We start from the raw sequence: 23,120 nt of genomic DNA, 5'->3' as shown, positions 1-23,120 counted from the left end.
AGCGGCGCTGGGACTTTTGCTTGGTGTAAAAATTATTTTTCAATTTCGATAAATAGGACTTTTAAATAATTACCTTCTGGAAAATTAGGATTCACTTGAAAGTCTGCTGGTAATTGATACGTGTCCGTAATCTTGTAACGAACATTTTTCTCTTGCAAGGCAGTAATCACCATTTTTTGATATTTGGCTAAGGATAAATTTGCCGCATTGGTTGAGGCAATAAGCGTTCCCTTATCCGTTAAAATATCAATAGAATCTTTCACTAGCTCCCCATAATTTTTAGCAACGGAAAAAACTTTCTTTTTGTTGCGAGCAAAACTTGGCGGATCCAAAATGATCATGTCATAACTCAAGCCTTTACGTGAAGCATATTTAAAGTAGTCAAAAACATCCATGACAATAATCTTTTGCGCGGCAAGATTTAAATGATTGACTTCAAATTGCTCAGTCGTTTTCGGTAAGCTTCGTTTAGCTAAATCCACACTAGTGGTGGCCACGGCACCTCCCATAGCGGCAGCTACTGAAAAAGCACCTGTATAACTAAACATATTTAAGACTGTTTTCCCTACTGCAAACCCATCTACTAATCGACCACGAACTTCTTTTTGATCTAAAAAGATGCCTGTCATTAATCCTTCGTTTAAATAGGTAGCAAATTGAACGCCATTTTCAGTGACAAGTAATGGCTCGGGTGCTTGTTCACCATATAAAAACTGTGATTCTGGTAAATCTTTTGTGGAAAAGCGAATCTTTTCGTAGGCACCAATAATGTCAGGGTAAACTGTGCGAAACGCCGTCAAAAGTTCGTTTTTTTTCTGATAAAGGGTTTCATTATACCATGAAAAAACGGCGTAATCTGCATAGCGATCGATGATTAGACCCCCAATGCCATCTCCTTCTCCATTAAATAATCGATAAGCGGTTGTCAGCGAATCCTTTTCAAAAGACGTCCGCTTCTCACGACTTATTTCAAAGAGTTGTTGAAAAAAAGATTGATTAATTGGTCCATGCCATGACAGCAACCAACCAATGCCTTTATTTTGTTCGCCTAAATATCCTTCAGCTAAGCGCTGGCCTTTACTATCAATCAAAGTAAGCCAATCTGTTGGCAACGGCGCCGGCACTTGTTGCAAATCTTCTTTCTGAATTAAAGGATATCCTTTTTTAAATTTATGTTCTGCTTTTTTAGTTACTTGAAGTTTCATTCTGTACACCTACTTTTCAAAGTCCTATCTAGTATAGCAAAAAAAGGCCCATCTGTCTTTAAAGGATTCAAGCTTCACGTCATTTAACGAACTAAAAAGTTTAAGGAAATAGTAAGTTTTCTTTAACATCACCATTCCTCACTTCGGTAAGAATTGACATAAAATTTGTGAAAGAGTAAAATTAAAGCGATATTGTAAAATACGAAATTTACCTAATTTTACTTTTATAGAATCATCGTTTAGAAAGGACGTTTATTTTGAAAAAATTATTTAAAACAAATATTTTGAACACGCGACTGGGGTTATTCTCGCTAATCGCCATCTTACTGTGGCTAAAAAACCTCTTTGCGTACGCCGTTGATTTCCATTTACGTTTGGAAAATATTAACGAGTATTTCATACTCTTAATTAATCCAATTGCCACAACGGTCTTTTTATTAGCCATCGCTTTGTATGTTCGCCGTAAAAAAGCTTCTTATATTACAATGATGATTATTTACTTCTTGATGAGTTTACTGCTCTTCTCAAATGTCGTGTATTATCGAGAATTTACTGACTTCATCACAGTTAATACGATGCTTGGTGCTGGCAAAGTAGCTAGCGGTCTTGGCGAAAGTGCCTTACGTCTCTTTAGACCTTATGATGTCATTTATTTCTTAGACTTCATTATTATTGGCGTATTATTATTAACGAAAAAAATTAAAACAGATGCGCGTCCAGTCCGCGCACGTGTAGCAGTCTCTGTCACACTCCTTTCTGTTGTCTTTTTCTTATTCAATCTATTTATGGCTGAAACAGAACGTCCCCAATTATTAGGACGTCAATTCTCTCGTGACTATATCGTGAAATTCTTAGGCTTAAATGCCTTTACCGTATACGATGGCATTACAACTTACCAAACAAACCAAGTCCGTGCCGAAGCTAGTGCTAACGATATGAAACAAGTTGAAGATTACGTGAAACAACAATATGCGGCACCAGATGATAGTAAGTTTGGTATTGCAAAAGGCAAAAATGTAATTTATATCCATTTAGAAAGTTTCCAACAATTTTTAGTTAATTACAAATTAAAAGATGAAAATGGCGTAGAACACGAAGTCACACCATTTATCAATAGTCTTTACAATAGTAAAAGTACCTTTAGCTTTGATAACTTCTTCCACCAAGTTGGTCAAGGAAAAACAAGTGATGCCGAAACGTTACTTGAAAATTCACTATTTGGTTTAGACCAAGGTTCACTCTTTACACAAGTTGGTGGGAAAAATACGTTTGAAGCAGCACCCGATATTTTAAAACAAACGCAAGGATACACTAGCGCTGCTTTCCACGGAAATGCCGGTAACTTCTGGAATCGAAATGAAACCTATAAACGTTTAGGCTATGACTATTTCTTTGATGCTAGTTATTATGATGTTAATTCAGATAACTCATTCCAATATGGGTTACACGATAAACCATTCTTTAATCAATCCGTTCAATATTTAGAACATTTACAACAACCGTTCTATTCTAAATTTATTGCTGTATCCAATCATTATCCTTATTCTCAATTTACAAACGATGAAGCAGGATTCCCAATTGCAAAAACCTCTGACGAAACAATTAATGGTTATTTCGCAACAGCGAATTATTTAGACAAAGCGGTAGAAGAATTCTTTAACTACTTGAAATCTTCAGGTCTCTATGAAAACTCAGTCATTGTTCTTTATGGCGATCACTATGGGGTTTCTAATTCAAGAAACCAAAACTTAGCAGAATTAGTAGGTAAAACCAAAGCAGATTGGAACGATTTTGACAACGCCAATATGCAACGTGTTCCTTATATGATTCACGTTCCTGGTCAAGAAAATGGCGGTGTGAACCATACGTATGGCGGCCAAGTTGATGCCTTACCAACCCTTCTACACTTGCTTGGTGTCGATACGAAAAACTACATTCAGTTAGGCCAAGATTTATTCTCTAAACAACACAATCAAATCGTTGCTTTCCGCAACGGCAATGTTGTAACACCTAAATATACTATTTTAGGTTCTAGCATTTACGATACTAAAACAGGCACTTTAATTACAGAGCCAACCGAAGAAGTTAAGAAAGAAGTCGCTGATTTAAAAGCCAAAGCGACGAAACAATTAGAAACGTCTGACCAAATTACTAACGGTGACTTGCTTCGTTTCTATACCAATAGCGGCTTAAAACCAGTTAACCCAGAAGACTATGATTACAAGAACCAATTGCAACAACTGGAAGCAATTGAAAAAGAAAAAGGTGAAAAATCAACGAGTGTTTACAGTAAAAACAATAATAAATCAACCGTTGATGAATATCACACTGACAGTTATCAAGGCTATCAAAAAACGGGTAAATAAATCTTCAAAAAGCTTGAGCAAATTGCTCAAGCTTTTTTGCTACTTTTTCATAATTAATTCATATTATTTCACTATACTAAAGATAGTTTAGAGAGGTGAAAGTTGATGAGAAGTGTCCGTTACGCTACAGCTAGTAGTTTTTATCATAAAAAAATCACGTTAATCACTGCACTCTTCTTCTTCCTGTTCTCTTTCTTATTGACTGGGCTGTTTAACTTGATTGATTTTGAAAAAGAGTTTTTACGAACGATGCCAGACTTTGTCGATATTGAAAAACAAACTAGTTACCATTACCAACTGATTCAATACTATTGGCACCTCTATCTAGGTAGTGTCATTTTCTTTGGTGTTACTTTTCTTCTGTTGATGTATGTGACACTACGCATAAAAAAGGAAGAAATACATACATGGTATCACATGCACTTTTCAAATATGTATGTCACCAAACAGCTCTTACTAGAGTTGTGTTTACCGGCTCTATTAGGAATTTTCAGTTTTTTACTTTTCACTTTAATGTTTCAAGAAACGTATAATACTGTTCTTTGGGCTGCTCGTGATGCTATTTTACAGTGGTCTCATTTGGAAACTCCAGCATTTTTAGCTAAAAGTACCGACCAGGATGTCACGATTACAAATATCCAGCATTTAGGGATTCAAACGATCCAAGCATTTTCTTTTGATTTTAAAAGTATGCAGTCGCTTTATACAATCCGTAATTGCTTTGTTAACTGCTTAATCTTGCTTGGCATTCCTCTTGTTTGCGGGACTCCTTTCACGTTGATTTATTTACGCACACATAAGAAATAAGGGAGGGATTTTCTATGAATGTCACACCATCATTCAAAAAAATAACCGAAAAAAAATCCTCATTCGACGCGTTAGCTTTGCGAGAAGTTTATGGAATCATTTATTCTGCTCCAGAACAAGAACTCGCATTGGCCGATTTTTTTCAAACAAATCAACTAACCATTACTAGGCTTTCTTCTAGTGAAACCTTTCTGCCCTACTTGCCATTAGAAGAAAATTTATTTATCGCTAGTACAATCAAAGAACGGGATCGAAAAGTAGTTCTAGCCGAAGCTTTCCAGATGTTCCAATTAGAACCTGCCTTACTTGGTCGTTCCTTTACTTCTTTTACGACTTTTGAAAAAATTAAAATGCGGATAATACAACTTTTGCTTTCAAAAACAAGTACGTTAGTGATTGATGACATCTTTTCTTCATTAACGATTGGACAACGTCAAGAAATTTTACCTCAATTAAAAATAGCAGTTCAAAAAAGAAACAAGCGCTTGCTATTTCTGACAAAAGATCCACAAATTATTGATAGTCCCTATGTGCACCCCCTGTCTCTACATGCGTTATTAAATTAAAGAAAACGTCTGGCACTGATTGTGACCAGACGTTTTCTTTAGTTTTCAGTGATTTCAACATCAGGAAATGAAATAATAAACGTGGTGCCTTTACCAAGTTCACTCTCAACATTGATTTTTCCTTTATGCAAGCGGACCAATTGTTGAACGATTGGTAAGCCTAATCCTGATTCTCCATATTTCGTATTTTTACGGGATGGATCTACTTTGTAATAACGATCCCAGATATTCAGAATTTGCTCTTCCGTCATGCCGATTCCTGTATCAGAAATACGGACAATAGTTTCTAAATAGCCTTTTTCTAAAGCAATATGAATTTCGCCATTTTCAGTAAATTGGATCGCATTTTGAACAATATTGACAACCACTTGAACGAAACGATCATAATCGGCATACACATCAATTGGTTCGGTGGTGTCTAAATACAATTGATTACCGGCGGCTTCAGCTTTGGCCGTTAGTTGAGTCACAATATTTTCTAAAGCTTCTGTTCCGTTGAACTTCTTCACAACAATTTGAATCTGGTTGGTCCGAATTTTTTCATAATCAAGATTTTCATTGACTAAGCGAATCAAGCGAGCGGTCTCATTTTGCATCAGTTTAATCGCATTCTCTTTTTGATTTTCAGGAATAGCATTATACTGCAATCCCTCTAACAAGCCATTAATAGTTGTTAAAGGCGTCCGCATTTCATGAGAGGCATCCGCCATAAATTGACGACGACGCTCTTCTTGCCGATTGATTTCTTCTTGTGATTCTTTTAAAGACGCAGCCATTTTATTAAAATCTTCTGCTAGGTCATCAAATTCATCTTTGTCATGAACCGGTAATTGAATATCAAAATTTCCACTAGTAATTTCTTTGGTGGCTTTACGCATCCGATTAATTCGTTTCACTTGGAAAGTCGCAAATAGATAACTTAGTAACAAGGCAATCACACCAGAAAAAATAAAGCCTTTAATCAAGTTTTGTGTCACGGACTGAACACTTCGGTCAACGTTTTTGGCAGGTTGTGTAATAACGAGTGAACCAATAATCACTTTTTTATCAGAAGACTGATTTGATGCATACACCGGTAACATTACATAGGACGAAGTATTTCGGGCCCCGTAAATATCAATGTTTTCTGTTGCATAAACACGATTGCCTTTCATGATTTGATCCCAATTTTTATCGATTAAGGAAAAGTCTAATTTTTTTGTGCTATCAACTGGTGGGTACTGCACTTCGCGGTCCTTGTTAATAAACACAAATTGCACATCTTGCTTCTGGAGTACACGTTCAGTCAACTGAAATGAATAGGATAAAACATCTCGATCCGAAACGCCTGCGACATTAATAAAAAAGTCACGTGTTTCTAAAGCCGATTCTGCATAACCATATAGCTGTTCATAGTTATTTTCTTGCATTGTGCGCTTGGTCAATTGTGTGAAAGACGTTCCGACAATGAGAATAATCAGAGCGATCACACCTATAAAAGCAAGTAATTGTTGATACAAATACTTCATTAAGCAACACCTGAATCGTCGAATTTATACCCTACGCCCCAAACCGTTTGGATGACTTGAGGACCTACTTTTTCAATTTTTTGTCGTAATTTTTTGATATGGGCATCAACTGTCCGTTCATCGCCAAAGTATTGATAGTCCCAAACCAATTCTAGTAGTTGTTCGCGTGAAAAGACTTGGCGTGGTTTTTTTGCTAAAGTGTATAGCAAATCAAATTCTTTAGGTGTTAAGCCTTCAATTAATTGATTATCTAAATATGTTTCTCGTGTTTTCGTATTCATTTTAAAATGATCCGTAATCACATCAAATGTTTCATCTGTATTCTCAGACGTATCATGCGCAGCCTCTGCCACCTCGGCACGACGATGTAGAGCTTTCATCCGTGCAATCAAAGTTAATGGACTAAATGGTTTTGTCACATAATCATCCGCACCCATTTCAAGGCCAATTACTTGGTCACTTTCAGAATCACGAGCGGTCAACATAATAATGGGAACATTGGCTGAAACTTTGCGAATTTCACGACAAACAGCCATCCCATCCATACTAGGTAAGTTTAAGTCTAACGTAATCATGTCCCATTTTTCTGGCGAAGCAAGAAAAGTCGCCAATCCTTCTTTGCCATCATCTTTAAAGGTAGCTTCCCACCCTTCATTTAAGAAAAACATTTGCATCATTTCTGAGACGGATTCATTGTCTTCAATCATTAATATATTCATTTCATTCACTCCTTATTCACTTTTCATAAAACTGCTCTATTGTAGTATACTCTAAAATTGAATTTGTACCAACCGATTCTATATTTCTTCAAAAATCCTTTACAGAACCATCAAAAATCACTTTTTTTCCTGCTCTTTTAAAGAAAACGAAAGGAACCCATTGTCTTTTCAGAAAAGTTTGTTAAAATAACAAGCGTAGAGAGGATGTTAGGGTATGGATAAAATGAAAGCTATTACTTTTTTTGATTTAGATGGAACTTTGTTAGATGGAACATCGCAAATAACTCCTGAGATTACCGCAGCAGTGGCGGCCTTGAAAGACAATCAAATTTTACCTTTAATTGCGACAGGACGGACCTTGTGTGAGATTCAGCCAATTATGAAAGCCAGTGGCATTGACTCAGCGATTGTAATGAACGGGCAATTTATTCATTATGAAGGAAAAACGATTTATTCAGATGAATTTACAACAGAGGAATGTGTTTCACTGCATGAACATGTCAAACAGCGTGGTCATGAATTGGCTTTTTACAATGAGCGCCGTATTTTTTGTACAGGGCATACTGGCACAGTGAAACAAGCCTATGATTATATTCATTCAGCTGTTCCAGAAATTGATCCCACAGGTTATGAGAATGATGTCGTCAACATGATGTTGGTCTTAAGTCAACATGGCGATGATGATGAATATTACTATGAGCGGTTTCCTGAATTGACCTTTTATCGCAATGGTCCTTTTTCAATTGATATTGTTCGTAAAGGGGTCTCTAAAGGCTCTGGTGTCAAAAATCTTTTTAACACCTTGGGATTAAACGGCATTCCCACTTATGCCTTTGGTGATGGCATCAATGATTTGGCGCTGTTTGAGGCCTGTGATTATGGAATTGCCATGGGTAATGCGCGAGAAGAACTAAAAGAAAAAGCCACCTTTATTTCAACTAAAAATACTGAAAATGGCATTGTTAATGGCTTGAAAAAATTTGATTTACTATAAGAGAAAACTACCTTCTTCTATTGATGTACTTTAGAAGAAGGTAGTTCTTTTGTATGTTCATTTTTCTTTTTCTGCTGTGCACAGAGAGCTACTCCCACTACTTGAATCAGCAAAATCGCTCCCAACAAACAACTTAATACGATGTTTCCTGATAGGATTGTTCTTCTGATTAAAATAATTAATACAACACTGCTAATTCCGTAGAGTAACCATTGGTTGTCCATTTTTATTGACCCCTTTGTTTTTCTATGTTTAGGATAGGATGTTTCCTACTAAAATGCAAGGAAAGATCCTAGATTCTTACAACTAACCCATAATTTTTACTAATTCCTTATTTGTTTTCATTTATTCTTAAGATTCATTTCATTTTTGTAAAAAATCACACTTTTTTTCTATCTCTGTTTTAAATTGCGTACAGTTCTTAAAAAAAATGATACACTAAAAGTGAACTCGAAATGAAAGGAGCCATTCCTTTGGTTAATAGCGAAAAAAGAAAACAATTAATTATTGATACATGCATTTTAGCTGGAAAAATTATGCTGGAAAGCGGATCTGAAGTATATAGAACCGAAGATACAATTACTCGGATTGCTACAAATGCTGGCGAGCCAGAGAGCGTTTGTTACACGACGGCTACAGGGATTTTCGTGGGCTTTCGTTCCAGTAATTATACGCAATTAGAAAACATCCCCCAGCGCTCGATTAATTTGGAAAAAGTTAGCCTTGTCAATCAATTATCAAGAGAATTTGCGCAAAAGGAGATTACTTTGCCAGAGCTTTATCAGCGCTTAACTCTATTAGAAACAGATACCCCCACTTTTTCAATTTCGTTACGCTTGTTAGCAGCCGGGATTGTTAGTTGTACGTTAATGTACATTTTTGGTGGCACTTGGCAAGATTTTATTGCAACTTTTTTTGTTGGCGTGATTGGGTATGCCAGTTATCTTTTTACCCAAAAGTTATTCCAAGTTCCTTACCTCGATTCATTCGCAGCCGCTTTTGTCATTGGTTTGTTGGCCTATTTGGCTGTGCATTTTCGCTTAGCAGTCAACATCGATAATATTATTATTGGTGCGGTGATGCCGTTAGTTCCAGGTGTGGCGATTACGAACTCTTTTCGCGACATTTTAGCCGGCCACCTCATCAGCGGGACGGCGCGAGGGACAGAAGCTATTTTTATTGCTGGGTCTGTTGGCCTGGGAATTGCCTTGATTTTTAAATTATTTATGTAAGGAGTGTTCAAATGGAACTAATTTTTCATCTTCTCTTTAGTTTTTTAGCAACTGTGACGTTTGGTATTATTACGAACATTCCTCGTAAAGCACTGGTGGCTTGTGGCATTACTGGCATGACAGGCTGGATGATTTATTATCTCTTAACGCAAACTTTTGATGCTAGTCAAACCTTTGCAAACTTTTTAGGAACGGTCGGGTTAGGAATCGCTAGTATCTTTTTTTCCCGTTACAAAAAAATGCCGATGATTATTTTTTATATTCCAAGTTTGGTTCCTTTAGTGGCAGGAGGCCCTGCCTATCAAGCGGTTCGGAGCATTTTATTAGGAAATATTGATGACGGTTTGCAGTTGATTTTAAAAGTTGTCTTTACTGCTGCAGCCATCGCAGCGGGCTTTATGGTGACATCGTTACTGGAACGAATTGTCAAACGTTTTTTCCCCAAGCGACTCTTCCGATTGGTCAAAAAATAAAAAAACAAGCTCATTTTCTGAGCTTGTTTTTTTATTCTACTTCTTCAAAGAACAGCAACAAATCTTGTAGCGTTAATTGTGCTTTTTCAGCAGCGTTTAAATCTTGAACAATTTTACCTTTTTGTAAAACAATTAAACGATTGCCATATCGTAAAGCATCTTCCATTCGATGGGTAATCATCAAACAAGTTAAGTTCCCTTCCTCTATCCGTTGTTCCGTTAAGTACATCAACTGCTTGGACGTTTTGGGATCTAAGGCAGCAGTATGTTCATCTAAAAGTAATAATTCTGGTTTTGTGATAGTGGCCATTAATAAACTTAAGGCTTGGCGTTGACCGCCAGAAAGGTTACCTGTCGGTGTATCCAGATGTTTTTCCAAGCCATTGCCAACTTCTTGACAGATTTTTGTAAACAAGGCGCGTTGCTCATTTATCTTCCGTAATGTTAAGGGACGTTTTTGTCCGCGTTTCATGGCAAGCAATAAATTTTCTGCCACAGTCATTCTTGGTGCTGTCCCCATTTTAGGATCTTGAAAAACACGCGCTAGAGAATTGGCCCGTTTGACTTCAGAAAGATTGGTGCGATTGACTCCTTCAATTAAAAATTGTCCTTCTGTTAGTGTCAAAGTTCCTGCTAAACTATTGAATAGCGTACTCTTGCCTGCGCCATTTCCACCTAAAACAGTAATGAAGTCCCCAGGATAAATGGCTAAGTTCACATGATCCAAAATCACTTTTTTTTCATTCATCCCATTATCAATGATTTTTGTCGCATTTTTTAATTCAACAACTGGTTTCATTTCGTTCCCTCCTTATCAGAAAAGCCGTGTAGTCGTAATGCTTTTTTCAATTGTGGAATCATTAAACAGATTGCTAAAATCACTGCTGAGAAGATTTTCAAATACGTTGTATCAAAGCCTAATTTAATCACTAATAAAATCAATAGTTGATAAATAATACTGCCTACAACAATCGCCATCAACCGTTCACCAAACGTTAATTCTCCAAACAGTACTTCACCAATAATGAGTGAAGCCAAGCCAATCACAATGACACCGGTTCCTTTACTTACATCCGCATATCCATCATTTTGGGCAATCAAAGCGCCAGATAAGCCAATCAAGCCATTTGATAAAACCAATCCTAAAATTTTCATGCGATCCGTTTGAATGCCAATTGAGCGAGCCATTTCTTCATTGTCACCTGTCGCAATATAGGCTTGTCCTAAACTAGTATTAAAGAAAAATAACAGTAAAATCATTACCACAGCCAAAACACTAATCCCTAAAAAAATAGTATCATAATAATCTGGTAAGGCCATTTTTTGAAAAACATCTTGAATCTTCGGTTGGTTTAATAAAGACTTATTTGGCGATTTCATCACAAATAAAATCACGGAATTTAAACCAGACATCACTAAAATTCCTGCTAAAATAATTGGAATTTTTCCTTTTGTAAATAGTAAACCAGTCACTAAACCGGCAATCATTCCTGCTCCGACCCCTAAAAGAGTCGCTACAAATGGTGAAACCCCTGTTGTAATGGCAGTTACACAAACCGCCCCTCCTAACGGAAATGAACCTTCTGTGGTCATATCTGGAAAATTTAAAATACGATAAGTCATAAAAATACCTAGTCCTAACAAGGCCCATAACATTCCTTGTCCAATTGCTGAAACAATCATCGCTTCTCCTACTTTCTTTGATAATTAGTTAATCAATTTCGATTTTTTTGCTAACTCTGCGGGAATCGTAATCCCTAACTTTTGCGCTTGTTTTTCATTGATAATTGTGTCGCCTGTATTAAAGGTATAAATGGGTGTAGTTGCTGGTTGACTTTTCCCAGACAGAACCTCTGCTGCCATTTTGCCGGCTTGTACCCCCAACGCATGTTGATTAATCCCAACAGTTGCTAAACCGCCTTGTTCTACCATTGTATCCACCGAAGGAATAATCGGCGTCTTGGTTCGATTTGCTTCTCCGACTACCGTTTGCATAGCATTAGCAATCGTATTATCAGTTGGTATATAAATCACATCTGTTTCCTTAGTCATCACTTGAACCGTTTGTGCTATTTCATTACTTGATGGCACAGCATATGTTTTCATTGTCAATCCTTTGGCTTCAGCTGCTTTCTGCGCTTCAGCTACTTGGTATCGAGAGTTTTCTTCTGAGGAAGCATAGAGAATACCTATTTTTTTGGCAGCTGGTATCAATTCTTTTAGTAAATCCATCTGGGCTGACAAAGGTGATTGATCACTAACACCCGTGATGTTACCGCCTGGCTTTTGATTGTCTTTCACCAATCCAGCACTAACAGGGTCCGTAATGGCGCCTAAAATGATTGGGATTTCTTGGGTAGTGTTGGCTAACGCTTGCGCAGCTGGCGTGGCGATGCCAATTAAAACGTCTGCCTTTTTTTGTACTAATTGTTGACTCATGATTGCTAACTTACTCTGGTCGGCTTGACCATTTTGAAAAATAATTTCTAAGTTTTTGCCTTTGTCATAGCCATTTTCCTTTAACCCTTCCTCAACACCTTTATAAATTTCATCCAAGGCGGGGTGACTGACAAACTGCAAAACCCCTACAGTAACTGTTTCTTTCTTAGAATTCGTCACTTTTTGATTCACAAAAAAAGCACCAATTAAATAAATAGCTAATAAAGACACGACAAACGTTAAACGTTTATTTTTCATTTTGCATTCTCCTAACTGCCCTTTTGTTTGGCAACTTTTTCTTTTTAATAATAAAACCATTATCTATAGGGCGTTTCTTCCGTTGAAAGTGAAACTGAGATTCGTAATCCTCTGCTTAGTCAAAATCCTAGGAACACTTTTTTACAAATGTCAGGATTTAACTGCGACGAGGATCGCAGGAGCACTTTTTCTACGAATGGGACAACGTTCTCTTCGCTCACCTTGTGCTACTCATCACTCTTGAAGGCCAAACTGCGGCGAGTATACGCAGCCTGCATCTACTCTGTCACTTCGTGCCAATCGTAGTGATTCGTAGCAAAAAAACAACGACTTATCCTAAGTGTTTAGGAGTGGTCGTTGTTTTTATGCAAAACAAAAACCACATAGATGGGTCCTCTATGTGGTCGTTTTTTCTTCTTGAATATAACCAGCATAGATACACTTTTTAGAATAAGTCTTCTAAAGTTGTATCTATGAAAGAATCATACATACAACTATCTACGCCAGTTTTGCCATGATTGGTGCATTTCTTTTACGTTAGATAATTGTGTCATGTATTTTCCCTCCTAGTTATGTTGTTAAAGGTAGTCTACACTATATTGATTTTGTTCGTCAAGAAAAAGTTTTTATTTTCTTGCATTTCTTTTACTTCTAAAAAACGAGCCACTCTTATGAGAGGCTCGTTTTTCTTTATTTCAGCATATTTACCACTTAATTGTTTCGGTTTCTTTCAATTCTAACGGGAACTTTAACTGCTTGTTTTTGCGATTGAATCAGCCATAAACTTACTAAAATCGTCATTGAAATTACTAATGCCATCGAAAATCCCCTCTTTCTAATTCCTTAAAACTTTCTACAATCTAAGTTTAACATAGCTAGCTATTATTCACCAGTTTCTGGTACTGTATCAGTGCTTTCTGTCGTCGTTTCAGTAGATTGAGCAACGCCAGTCGTGCTGGTCGTCGTCTGTGTTTCAGCGGTCTTTGCTGCTTCTTTTTCAGCTTCTTGGGCTGCCTTTTGTTGGTCTTTCAAAACGCCAGCCATCGGTAATCGATTTAATTCTGGTATTAATTGCGTTTTTAAATCCATAGATTTTTCGACAACCGTCCGTGTCTTTTCTTTGCCGTTTTCAAAGAAAACAAGCGTAATCTCATCGCCGCTAACATTGTATTGCTCTTGTGCTTTGCCAGCATTATAAATTAACGGATAGATATACAGCGAACGATGAAATTCATTCATTTTATCTGAATTAAACAGCTTCACCATTTGATCGTATTGCTTGCCAGATGGTTTAGCAAACATGACTGACATGGCTCCTGTTTCTTGGATTTTCTTATCTGCTGTTTTGTAATCTAAGACACTGACTTTCTCTGATTTGATGGGTCCTGCGACTAACGATTCAACTTGAGCAGCTCGAATATTTTTTTGCATCGTTGGAATAAAAATGATTGAGCCAATTATTAATACTAATGCTACAATAGCGGTAATCATTAACAGTTTTCTTTGTCTTAATTCATAAAGTGCCTCTTTTAGTTCTTCCATAAAATTATTCAACTTCTAATCGCTCCTCGCTTTTAGTTCTTATCTATTATACTAATCATTTTCTTTCTTGCCTACCCTTGCGCTTTAATTACTAAAAAAACCAGCAAACTTCCCCAGCTTTCTAAGGAAAACCCAACTCCTTTTTAACAAGCTTCTTTCTTAAATTCAAAAACTCCGCTATAATAAAACTATTAGTCGGAAAGAAACGAGGGATTTATTATGTCATTTGATGGCGTATTTACTCATAGCATGGTTCATGAGTTGACAGAAACACTCGTAAGTGGCCGGATTTCAAAAATCCATCAGCCTTATGAAAACGAAGTCGTTTTAGTCATTCGTGCGAAAGGTAAAAACCATAAATTATTATTATCAGCACATCCTAGTTATGCGCGCATACAACTATCTACAATTACCTATAGCAATCCGGAAACACCTCCTAATTTTGTGATGATGTTACGAAAATTTCTGGACGGTGCCATTTTAGAAACAATTCAACAAATAGAAAATGATCGCGTGATTCACTTCACCTTTTCAAAAAGAGATGAACTAGGCGACTTACAAAATATTGTTTTGATTGTTGAATTAATGGGACGTCACAGTACAATCGTTTTAGTTAACCAATCTTCTGGAAAAATCTTAGATGCGATAAAACACATTGGAATGAGCCAAAATAGTTATCGTTCGTTGCTTCCTGGAACAACTTATATTGAACCGCCAAAACCAATGGGACTTAATCCGCTCACGGCCGCAAAAGAAGAAGTCTTTGCGCTTCTTTCTACAGCTCCTGAATTAAACGGACGTTATTTACAACAACATTTCCAAGGTCTAGGCAAAGATACAGCAGACGAATTAAGCGCCCGTTTACTTGCACAACCAAATGAAAAAATGGCCATCTGGACGGAATTTTGGTCCTCAGTCACTGAAGCTGTTGTACCGACATTAACAGTCACTGAAAAAAAAGAATATTTTACGCCCATTCCTTATCAATCATTAGTTGGTGAACAAACAACGTATCCGACACTCAGTGAATTACTAGATGCCTTTTATTCTGGTAAAGCAGAGAAAGACCGTGTCAAACAACAAGGCGGCGAACTAATTCGCAAAATTGAAAATGAACTAAAAAGAAATCAAAAGAAACTTAAAAAATTACAGCAAACCTTAGCCGATACAGAAAACGCTGAAAATTACCGTCGCGACGGAGAACTATTAACAACCTTCATGGCACAAGTCCCAAAAGGAGCCACCGAGGTGGAATTACCAAATTATTATGAAGAAAATGCACCGTTGCGTATCTCGCTAAATCCTGCACTTTCACCTAATCAAAATGCACAAAAATATTTTCAAAAATACCAAAAATTGAAAAATGCTGTCCGAGTTGTTAAGACACAAATTCAGCAAACACAACAAGAAATTTCTTATTTAGAGTCAGTTGTGGCACAACTTGAAATTGCGACACCAATGGACATTGAAGTGATTCGTGAAGAACTGATTGAACAAGGCTATTTAAAACGTAAAAAAAATAAAAAACAAAAACAGCCGAAAAAAAGCCAACCCGATCTTTTTTATGCCACAGATGGCACACCTATTCTCGTTGGAAAAAACAATTTGCAAAATGATCAATTAACTTTACGAACCGCTAAAAAAACTGATTATTGGCTCCATGCCAAAGATATTCCTGGATCTCATGTAATTATTCGTGACGCACATCCTAGCGAAGAAACCCTTACTGAAGCCGCACTTCTAGCAGCTTATTTTTCAAAATATCGACTTTCTTCACAAGTGCCTGTCGACTATGTCCAAGTAAAACATGTGCATAAACCCAATGGAGCAAAACCAGGTTATGTGATTTATGAAAACCAACGAACGTTATATGTGACGCCAACAGAAGAATCGATCAAAAAAATCCAGCAAAATAAGGATTCTACTTCCTAATTATATTAAACTAAAAAACAACGTACTGCCGATTGATCGTACGTTGTTTTTTTGCATTGGCAAAGACATTTATCAAGTGATAAATAACACAAGTAAGCTCAATTAGTTTACAAACTAGCTATTTCTCTCTATACTGACTGTTGGAGGTGAAATTCATGGTCTTTTTACACATTATTTTTGGGATGTTTGCCTTTATTGGCGCTTTATGTTTAGGTGTCGCCTTCCGCGATAGCTTTACAGAACTTTCAACACCAAAGAAAGCAGCGATTATTTTATCTTACGTAGGTGCGATTGGTTCAACAGTCCTAGGGTTCACATCAGCAACAAAAAATCCATTTGTTTTAGCTGCAACAGTTGTCTTAGTTGTCGCCTTTTCTATTGCTCTTTTCAAAAAAAGCAGTAAAGAAACAAGCAAATAACAAAACCTTTGAAGAGCGGCATAGCGACAAGCTACCCTCTTCCTTTTACATACTATTTAAAGGAGTGAGGCAAATGTCTCTGACTATTTCTGAAGAAGTAAAACAACGTTTAGCCCCTTTCTTAACTGAAACGAACACCTTCTTATTGGTAGCAAATGACGGCTCTAATCCTTATTCTTCCGCAGAAGGTTGTTGTATGATTGGCGATCGTTTCATTATCGTTCCTGTTGATCAAGCAGAAGCGCCTTATACCGAAACAATTGCTAATGATTCTTTTCACGTCTATACTTCGACGTATGACCAGATGTTTTTAACAGGGCATTTACAGCTAGTGATTCATCCGAATGCGGGAACCATTACTTTAAAAAATGAAAGTGGCATATTAGATAGTAATGTGGACATTTATCAACACTAAAAAAGCAAACAAAACGTTTACGCGTTTTGTTTGCTTTTTTAGTGTTGAAAGGCTTGAAAGGTAGTAATGATTACGTACATCATCCCCGATGCAATAATCGGACCAGCTGCAATTCCTTTTAAAAAAACGACGCCAAGAATCGTTCCAAAAACTAAGGCCACCGTAATCTCTGGTGATTGATTAATTAAACCTACTCCTTTTGAGGATAAAACAGCTACCAGAATTCCACAAAGTATCCCCAGCCATCCCATCGGTGTTTTGAATGATTGGATTAAATCCTTTAAGCCAATTTGTCCTGTAGCAATCGGGACTAAAATGGTAATTGAAATAATTGTGACCCCTAAATTAATGCCTTTATCTGACAACCACGACATGATTTTCGCACTATTTGGTAAAGCTTTTAAAGCAAGCACAACAACTGACGCAATTAATAAACTTTGATTTTTTGCAACAAACGCAATCAAGGCAATCAGTAGTAAAAAAAGCCAACTTTCCACTGGTTGTCCTCCTTTCTGATTTGGTTCTTTCGTTAACCAAACTTTCTTGTCTTTCCTATTTTAGCAAAGAACCTCTTTAATTACCATTCAGCTTCAGTAATTATTGTCTTTTTCACACGAATCTTGCTTAGAAAAAACGAGTTAAAAATTAATTTTTTCTCATAACAAGCCTTTTTCTCTTTGAAAAATTATTTTATGAAGTATACTAATATTAACTATAAAGTAGTTTACTTGCATTTATACTGGATATTCGATATCCTATTTAAGGCTCTTCAATTGAGCGAGCATCACAAAAGACATTTTAGTAGCAATTCTTGGGGAAGTAGTGCTACTAAGATGTCTTTCCTTTTTTTATTTTCACTAACGATATACGTTTCTTATATTAAAATTCACAACTCTTTATAAATAAAAGCGCCTGCCCCACAGTTGTCTGGACTGTGGGGCAGGCGCTTTTCAAGTCATTTAAACAAGCTTTAGTTTTCTTTCAAGCGATAAATACTTGGACTTGGGTTAAGAAAACCTGCTTCTAAAATTTCGATGTTAGTTAATGCTTGCTCTTTAGTTACTAGTTGCGGTGCACCATTTTTCAACGTTTCATAGACGGCATCATAATAACGACCGTAATCACCTACAGGCGTTTTAATTTGTTTTTTAATCCAGTCGCCATTGCCATTACGGTAGGTCACTTCTCCATAATACATTGGTGAATCTTCTCCAAAGCCTGGTGCATCCGGCATGATTCCGGCTTTTAAATCATTTTCTTGTTGATCTTCGCCATATTTGATGAACGAGCCATTGCTGCCATGAACAATAAAACGTGGATACGGACTAGCGACAGAATGATTCGTTTTAACTTTTACTTTTAATTTTGAACCATAATGTAAATCAACGTCAAAATAATTATCGACTGCCTCGCTCACTTCATTATTACGAATATCATAAGTGACTTGATCTGGACGCCCGAAAAGAGCAATCATGCGATCCATTAAATGAATGCCTAGTCCGTAAAACGAACCATTTTCTTTAGGTCCTTGTTCCGTGATACTTCCTGGTCGATAATAATCAATATGCGTTTCCACTTCATTGATTTCTCCTAAAAAGCCTTGCTCTACTACTTGCTTCATCGCTAGGTAATCGCCGTCGAAACGTCGATTTTGATAAGGCATCACTACTACCCCTTTTTCTTGCCCTAAAGCAAATAATTCCTCTGCATGTTCTAACGTATCACAGAATGGTTTTTCCACAATCACTGATTTACCAGCTAAAATGGCTTGTTTGGCTAAATCATAATGTGTATGCGCAGGCGTACAGATTGTGACCAATTCAATTTCTGGATCCGTCAATAATTCATTAAGGTCAGTGGTAAAATTTACGCCTTTTTCTTTAAAGGGCGCTGCTGCTTTTTCATTAACATGTAAATCGAAAATCGTTTTCACTTCTAGTGTTTCTCGAATCATTACGTAAGGTAAATGGTAGCGGTTGGCACTTTTACCAAATCCAATAAACCCCATTTTTACTGTCATATTTTCCACACTCTTTTCTTATAATTAGATAAGTCCATTTGTTTCAATGACTTTTTGATACCAATAATAACTGTCTTTCGGGATTCTTTCTAAGGAACCTTTTTGTGTTTCATCTTGATCCACATAGACAAAACCATAACGCTTTTGATAGCCGTTGAGCCACGACAGTAAATCGGTGTAACTCCATGTACAATAACCAATAACTGAAACGCCATCCGTAATCGCCTCTTGAATCGCTTGGATATGGCTTCGCAAATAATCAATACGATACGTATCATGAATTTGTTTATCTTCTGTTAAGGTATCATATTCGCCTAACCCATTTTCAGTAATTAAAATAGGGACTTGATAGCGACTAGCTAATCGTCGTAAGGCAATTCTCAAACCTTGCGGGTCAATGGCCCAATCCCAGTTCGTTCGTTCAACATATGGATTATTTACTTTTTTAAATAAACCCGGTACCCCAGATTCCGTTTCAGACCCCTTTTCACCCGTTGTATTCATCTTCCCTATTCCAACGCCATCTAATGGATTAGCAGCAACCGTATCCGTCCGATAATAATTAATACCTAGAAAATCAGGTTTGGCTGAACGTAGTAACGCTAAATCGCCCTCTTTTATCGTTGGGGCCACACCTTGCTCCTTTAAGTAATTTAATGCGGCAATTGGGTATTCTCCCCAAAGATAGACATCTAACCAAAAATGCGACAGCAAATCTTCTGCATTTTCAGCCGCTAAAACATTGGCAGGATGCGCATCAACGGCATAAACAGGCGTATAAGCAAAGCTAGGGCCAATTTTGCCAGGCATTTCTAATTCATGAAACGCATTAATCACTGCTGCATTGGCTAAATTAGCAATATGATTGGCCTCATACATCCGTTTATTGTCTGTTACGCCGGGAGGATGCACGGCTAATTGATAACCTAACGAAGTAAACACATTTTGTTCGTTTAAACTAATCCAATAGCGAACTTTGCCACGGAAAGCGTCAAATAAAATTTTCGCATAGGCCACAAAATCAGCAATAATTTTTCTTGATTCCCAGCCACCATATTCTTTTTGCAAAACAGCTGGCAAATCCCAATGATATAAAGTTACCATTGGTTCAATTCCTGCCGCTAATAACTCATCAATTAAATCTGAATAAAATTTCAGTCCCGCTTGATTTACTTGACCACGCCCTTCAGGTAAAATTCGTGTCCATGCAATCGAGAAACGATATGCTTTTAAACCTTGTTGTTTCATTAAAGCCACATCTTCTTTGAAACGATGATAATGATCGACGGCTAAATCACCAGTTGTCTCTTTGAACGTTTTTCCTGGTAGCCGAACAAATTCATCCCAAACAGATGCGCCTTTGCCATCTTCATTCCAAGCACCTTCTACTTGATAAGCGGCCGAAGCAGAGCCCCATAAAAAATCTTGCGGAAATGCTTTTAGTTGGTGATGTTCCATTGTCATTCCTCCCTCTTTTCTGTGCTGCCCTTTTATTGTAAAAGGTTTTCACAAAAAGTACCAATCAGATCAATAAGTTCTTCTGTTTACTTTTAAAACTATATAGTTTTAAAAAGAATAAGTCAACTACTTTTATTTAAGTACTTGATTATTAAGTGGTTACGTTAAAAATAAATATATAGTTTCAACATGTTAAATTCATGGTATAATGAGAGAAATACTGGTGATAAAGGAGGACTCTGATGCGGACAAATACACGTTATAAAGAAATTTATGCAGCTATAAAACAGGATATTGAAGCAGGTGTTTATCCAATTAATCAAAAGTTACCCCAAGGTCGTCTTCTTGCAGAAAAATATCAAGTCAGCGAACTAACCATTACAAAAGCCTTACATTTGCTTGTGCAAGAAGGTTATGTTGTCAGACGACGTGGCTCGGGCAGCTTTGTTCAAGACTTTCAAAATCGAACCATTACTAAATTTTCTCCGTTAACCGGCACTTACTCAACCTACGATGGAAAAGTTGAATCCGTGGTTTTAGGCTTTGCAACAGAAGTACCTGAGCCTTGGGTGACTGAAAAATTAAGTATTACAGAAGAAGAGTTAGTCTACAAGATTATTCGCTTACGGATTATCGAAGATGTGCCCTCAATTATTGAATATACTTGGATGCCCGTTGCCCTAATTCCGAACTTGACAATGAAAGAATTGAAAGTCTCCATTTATCAATATATTTCGGAACAATTGCATCAAAAAATTCAAAGTGCGCGGGTCAGTATTTCTGGGATTCGTCCTTCTGCGTTGGAAAAAAAATATTTAAACTTAACCGATAATGATTTTCTGATGCGTGCAGAACAAATTGCTTACCTAGGCAATGGGCATATTTTTGAATACTCAATTGCGAATCATATTCCTAGTGAATTCACTTTTGAAACTGTCTTAATTGCAGAAAAATAGAAAACTTTTATGTTGCCATTTCTCATTTCTAACAAAATGATCTCTTTACTTTGAGCCAATACTTTTTGTTAGAAATGTTTTTCTACTAGTTAAAAATATTTTTCAAATTATATTTCCAAACATGAATTTTGATAAAAGTATTGCTATTTACTAGAACTACGATTAAAATATTGCTTGTAGCACTCTTTTTTATATAGATACAAGCAATTTGTTTTTTACATAGTCAATTAACCAAAGTGAGGACTTTATATGAGGAAACCCTACATTTTAATGAGCTTACTCGTTCTAAGTACCTTATTAAGTGCTTGTTCAACTGTAAGTGGCAGCCCAGCAAGTCAAAGTGCGCCCGCACCTGATGAAGTCTTGGCGACAAGTATTGGGACGTATGAAAATCGAACATTGTTGGTTCCAGATGGGCGTTTATCCTTAACTACCTTGCATAAAGGAAAAGATTATCAAGGCAAACCCATGTTTTATGTCCTGTTTGAATTAACCAATACAACCGAAAAAACACAAAATATTCAGCTAATGATTCAAAGTTTTATGGAAGTTAGTCAAACTGTCCACGGAAAAGCCCAAAATTTACAATATGCAGTCTTAACAGATTCACCTTTCCAAGACAAACTAGATCGTTTAGCAGATGAAATCAATCCTGGTGAAACAATCCAAGGTGCTTACCCGTATGAATTTATTAATGAGAAAAAGCCGGTCCATTTTAAATTTAGAGATCGCCTTCTCAGTCTGGATGAACCCATTGCATCAGAAGAAATTACCATTACAGAAAAAAGTTTGGTCCGCTAGCTTAGCTAGCATTGGACCAAACTTTTTATTTATTATTCAGATGGAAAAGATTCTCCTTCTATAAAACGTGTGTAAATGTGTTCGCTCTCAGCAGCTTCTCCCCGCATTAAATGAATAATTTTCTCTGCAGCCACCATGCCCCATCGATGTTTAGAATAGGCAATTGTTGCTAATCGCGGTTGCACAAACGCACCTAGTTCAGAATTATCAAAACCAATCATCCGAATGTCTTTCCCCATTTGGTAATTTGTTTCTGCAACATATTTATAGACACCGATCGCCATTTCATCATTAAAAGCAAAAACATCGACTGGTTCTGTCTGTGGTTGACTCAAAATTTTTTTAGCAGCCGCATAGCCAGAAGGTTCGGTAAAATCGCCTTGGATAATTTCATAAGGTATCCCAAAACGAGTTAATTCTCGTGTACTAACAGCCAATCGTTCTTGGCTATCATAACCTTTTTCTGGTCCAGAAAGCAGAAGAACCTTTTTTGAACCCACATTGACAAATTGCTCAATTGCCTGCGTGGCACCGCCACGATTATCCAAGAGAACTTGCCGAATATTCCTATGCTCAGTGGTTCGATCAAGGACAACGATCGAATGGCCTCGTTCAGCAAATTTTTCAATTTCTTTTGTTGGAAATGTCCAATCTAAAATAATTGCCCCATCCACCATTTTTTCAGGAATGAAAAGATGTGACTTTTTACCGCTGCAGACAATCATCTCATAATCAAACAGTGCTAAGCCTTTCTTAATCCCCTCCAACAATTCACCATAAAAACTACCGCCATAATCGGCCAAATAGACACCAATAATATTAGTTTGACGACGTTTTAATGTGCGAGCGGCCATGTTAGGAACATAGTTTAGCTCTTCAGCAATTGCTTGGATGCGCGTTCGTGTTTCTTCAGTTACCTTTGAACTACCATTCAATGCGTAAGAAACGGTCGAGATTGATACGCCTGCTTTTTTTGCAATATCTTTAATTCCTACCATGGACTACTCTCC

General features: G+C 36.9%; 23 protein-coding genes and 1 pseudogene. 12 read left to right on the top strand and 12 right to left on the bottom strand.

The annotated features are described in order from the left end of the window. Positions 1–32: 32 nt before the first annotated feature. Entirely contained in the window at positions 33–1,205 is a 1,173-nt protein-coding gene (locus tag IGL23_RS05305) for a class I SAM-dependent rRNA methyltransferase (protein WP_033594965.1), read from the bottom strand. Between the two features lie 257 nt (positions 1,206–1,462). Here IGL23_RS05305 and IGL23_RS05300 point away from each other — a divergent pair, with 257 nt between their 5' ends. The 3 genes from IGL23_RS05300 (at position 1,463) to IGL23_RS05290 (ending at position 4,944) form a co-directional block, all read left to right on the top strand. Further along, entirely contained in the window at positions 1,463–3,571 is a 2,109-nt protein-coding gene (locus IGL23_RS05300; protein WP_002357869.1) for an LTA synthase family protein, read from the top strand. Positions 3,572–3,676: 105 nt separating this feature from the next. Beyond that, positions 3,677–4,378 carry a hypothetical protein gene (locus tag IGL23_RS05295; protein ID WP_002360505.1) on the top strand — a complete coding sequence of 234 codons (702 nt, stop codon included), beginning with the start codon at positions 3,677–3,679 and terminating at the stop codon, positions 4,376–4,378. Positions 4,379–4,392: 14 nt separating this feature from the next. Beyond that, positions 4,393–4,944, top strand: coding sequence for a hypothetical protein (locus tag IGL23_RS05290; protein WP_033594967.1), 552 nt, complete (start codon positions 4,393–4,395; stop codon positions 4,942–4,944). Between the two features lie 38 nt (positions 4,945–4,982). Here IGL23_RS05290 and IGL23_RS05285 read toward each other — a convergent pair whose 3' ends face one another. Both IGL23_RS05285 and IGL23_RS05280 read right to left on the bottom strand, forming a co-directional pair. After that, on the bottom strand, positions 4,983–6,452 hold the full coding sequence (locus IGL23_RS05285) for a sensor histidine kinase (RefSeq protein ID WP_002357872.1): 1,470 nt from the start codon (positions 6,450–6,452) through the stop codon (positions 4,983–4,985). Continuing rightward, entirely contained in the window at positions 6,452–7,171 is a 720-nt protein-coding gene (locus IGL23_RS05280; protein ID WP_002381953.1) for a response regulator transcription factor, read from the bottom strand. Before IGL23_RS05280 ends, IGL23_RS05285 begins: the two co-directional genes overlap by 1 nt. Before the next feature lie 214 nt (positions 7,172–7,385). On the opposite strand from IGL23_RS05280, the gene IGL23_RS05275 reads away from it, so the two are divergent. Continuing rightward, positions 7,386–8,165: a Cof-type HAD-IIB family hydrolase gene (locus tag IGL23_RS05275; RefSeq protein WP_033594969.1), complete on the top strand. Its 780-nt coding sequence runs from the start codon at positions 7,386–7,388 to the stop codon at positions 8,163–8,165. A 17-nt stretch (positions 8,166–8,182) separates the two neighbouring features. On the opposite strand, the gene IGL23_RS05270 is transcribed toward IGL23_RS05275, so the two are convergent. After that, positions 8,183–8,389, bottom strand: coding sequence for a hypothetical protein (locus tag IGL23_RS05270; protein WP_002357875.1), 207 nt, complete (start codon positions 8,387–8,389; stop codon positions 8,183–8,185). A 231-nt stretch (positions 8,390–8,620) separates the two neighbouring features. Here IGL23_RS05270 and IGL23_RS05265 point away from each other — a divergent pair, with 231 nt between their 5' ends. Then, positions 8,621–9,397 (top strand): threonine/serine exporter family protein, encoded by a 777-nt coding sequence (locus IGL23_RS05265; protein ID WP_016617893.1) that lies wholly within the window; start codon positions 8,621–8,623, stop codon positions 9,395–9,397. An 11-nt stretch (positions 9,398–9,408) separates the two neighbouring features. Next, complete coding sequence (locus tag IGL23_RS05260; protein ID WP_430619678.1) at positions 9,409–9,870, top strand: threonine/serine exporter family protein; 462 nt, start codon at positions 9,409–9,411, stop codon at positions 9,868–9,870. A 31-nt stretch (positions 9,871–9,901) separates the two neighbouring features. Here the strand turns inward: IGL23_RS05260 and IGL23_RS05255 are convergent, their stop codons facing one another. Genes IGL23_RS05255 through trpX form a run of 3 tightly spaced genes read right to left on the bottom strand, consistent with a single transcriptional unit; the run spans position 9,902 to position 12,567 of the window. Next, positions 9,902–10,669: an ABC transporter ATP-binding protein gene (locus IGL23_RS05255; protein ID WP_033594973.1), complete on the bottom strand. Its 768-nt coding sequence runs from the start codon at positions 10,667–10,669 to the stop codon at positions 9,902–9,904. Then, complete coding sequence (locus IGL23_RS05250; RefSeq protein WP_033594975.1) at positions 10,666–11,553, bottom strand: ABC transporter permease; 888 nt, start codon at positions 11,551–11,553, stop codon at positions 10,666–10,668. The genes IGL23_RS05255 and IGL23_RS05250 overlap by 4 nt, the downstream gene beginning before the upstream one ends. A 24-nt stretch (positions 11,554–11,577) precedes the next feature. After that, positions 11,578–12,567 carry a tryptophan ABC transporter substrate-binding protein gene (gene trpX, locus IGL23_RS05245; protein WP_080279884.1) on the bottom strand — a complete coding sequence of 330 codons (990 nt, stop codon included), beginning with the start codon at positions 12,565–12,567 and terminating at the stop codon, positions 11,578–11,580. Between the two features lie 88 nt (positions 12,568–12,655). On the opposite strand from trpX, the pseudogene IGL23_RS05240 reads away from it, so the two are divergent. Then, positions 12,656–13,016, top strand: a pseudogene (locus IGL23_RS05240) (hypothetical protein). Between the two features lie 433 nt (positions 13,017–13,449). On the opposite strand, the gene IGL23_RS05235 reads toward IGL23_RS05240, so the two are convergent. After that, positions 13,450–14,109, bottom strand: a complete 660-nt coding sequence (locus IGL23_RS05235) for a hypothetical protein (RefSeq protein ID WP_002386659.1) — start codon at positions 14,107–14,109, stop codon at positions 13,450–13,452. A 219-nt stretch (positions 14,110–14,328) separates the two neighbouring features. On the opposite strand from IGL23_RS05235, the gene efbA reads away from it, so the two are divergent. The 3 genes from efbA (at position 14,329) to IGL23_RS05220 (ending at position 16,875) form a co-directional block, all read left to right on the top strand. Beyond that, positions 14,329–16,041, top strand: a complete 1,713-nt coding sequence (gene efbA, locus IGL23_RS05230; RefSeq protein ID WP_033594979.1) for a fibronectin-binding protein EfbA — start codon at positions 14,329–14,331, stop codon at positions 16,039–16,041. Positions 16,042–16,196: 155 nt separating this feature from the next. Beyond that, positions 16,197–16,460, top strand: a complete 264-nt coding sequence (locus tag IGL23_RS05225; protein ID WP_033594981.1) for a hypothetical protein — start codon at positions 16,197–16,199, stop codon at positions 16,458–16,460. A gap of 73 nt (positions 16,461–16,533) precedes the next feature. After that, on the top strand, positions 16,534–16,875 hold the full coding sequence (locus IGL23_RS05220; protein ID WP_002391631.1) for an iron-sulfur cluster biosynthesis family protein: 342 nt from the start codon (positions 16,534–16,536) through the stop codon (positions 16,873–16,875). Positions 16,876–16,913: 38 nt separating this feature from the next. Here the strand turns inward: IGL23_RS05220 and IGL23_RS05215 are convergent, their stop codons facing one another. From IGL23_RS05215 to IGL23_RS05205, 3 genes are all read right to left on the bottom strand, one after another. Then, positions 16,914–17,372, bottom strand: coding sequence for a DUF441 domain-containing protein (locus IGL23_RS05215; RefSeq protein WP_002357887.1), 459 nt, complete (start codon positions 17,370–17,372; stop codon positions 16,914–16,916). Positions 17,373–17,845: 473 nt separating this feature from the next. Further along, the gene (locus tag IGL23_RS05210; RefSeq protein WP_002385973.1) at positions 17,846–18,895 is read right to left on the bottom strand and encodes an oxidoreductase; all 1,050 of its coding nucleotides are present in this window, start codon (positions 18,893–18,895) and stop codon (positions 17,846–17,848) included. A 24-nt stretch (positions 18,896–18,919) separates the two neighbouring features. Beyond that, positions 18,920–20,353 (bottom strand): glycoside hydrolase family 1 protein, encoded by a 1,434-nt coding sequence (locus tag IGL23_RS05205; RefSeq protein ID WP_002357890.1) that lies wholly within the window; start codon positions 20,351–20,353, stop codon positions 18,920–18,922. A gap of 242 nt (positions 20,354–20,595) precedes the next feature. Here IGL23_RS05205 and IGL23_RS05200 point away from each other — a divergent pair, with 242 nt between their 5' ends. Then, positions 20,596–21,309, top strand: coding sequence for a GntR family transcriptional regulator (locus IGL23_RS05200; RefSeq protein ID WP_002366529.1), 714 nt, complete (start codon positions 20,596–20,598; stop codon positions 21,307–21,309). A gap of 270 nt (positions 21,310–21,579) precedes the next feature. Continuing rightward, a complete protein-coding gene (locus IGL23_RS05195) occupies positions 21,580–22,110 on the top strand; it encodes a DUF5067 domain-containing protein (protein WP_430619692.1) in 531 nt (176 codons plus the stop codon). A 32-nt stretch (positions 22,111–22,142) separates the two neighbouring features. Here the strand turns inward: IGL23_RS05195 and IGL23_RS05190 are convergent, their stop codons facing one another. Beyond that, positions 22,143–23,108 (bottom strand): LacI family DNA-binding transcriptional regulator, encoded by a 966-nt coding sequence (locus tag IGL23_RS05190; RefSeq protein WP_002382203.1) that lies wholly within the window; start codon positions 23,106–23,108, stop codon positions 22,143–22,145. Positions 23,109–23,120 lie beyond the last annotated feature (12 nt).

Origin of the sequence: Enterococcus sp. MSG3299, assembly GCF_050555765.1 — a bacterium.
Classification (GTDB): Bacteria; Bacillota; Bacilli; order Lactobacillales; family Enterococcaceae; genus Enterococcus; species Enterococcus faecalis.
Note: the sequence above shows the minus strand (reverse complement) of the source record. Positions and strands in the feature narration are given on the sequence as shown.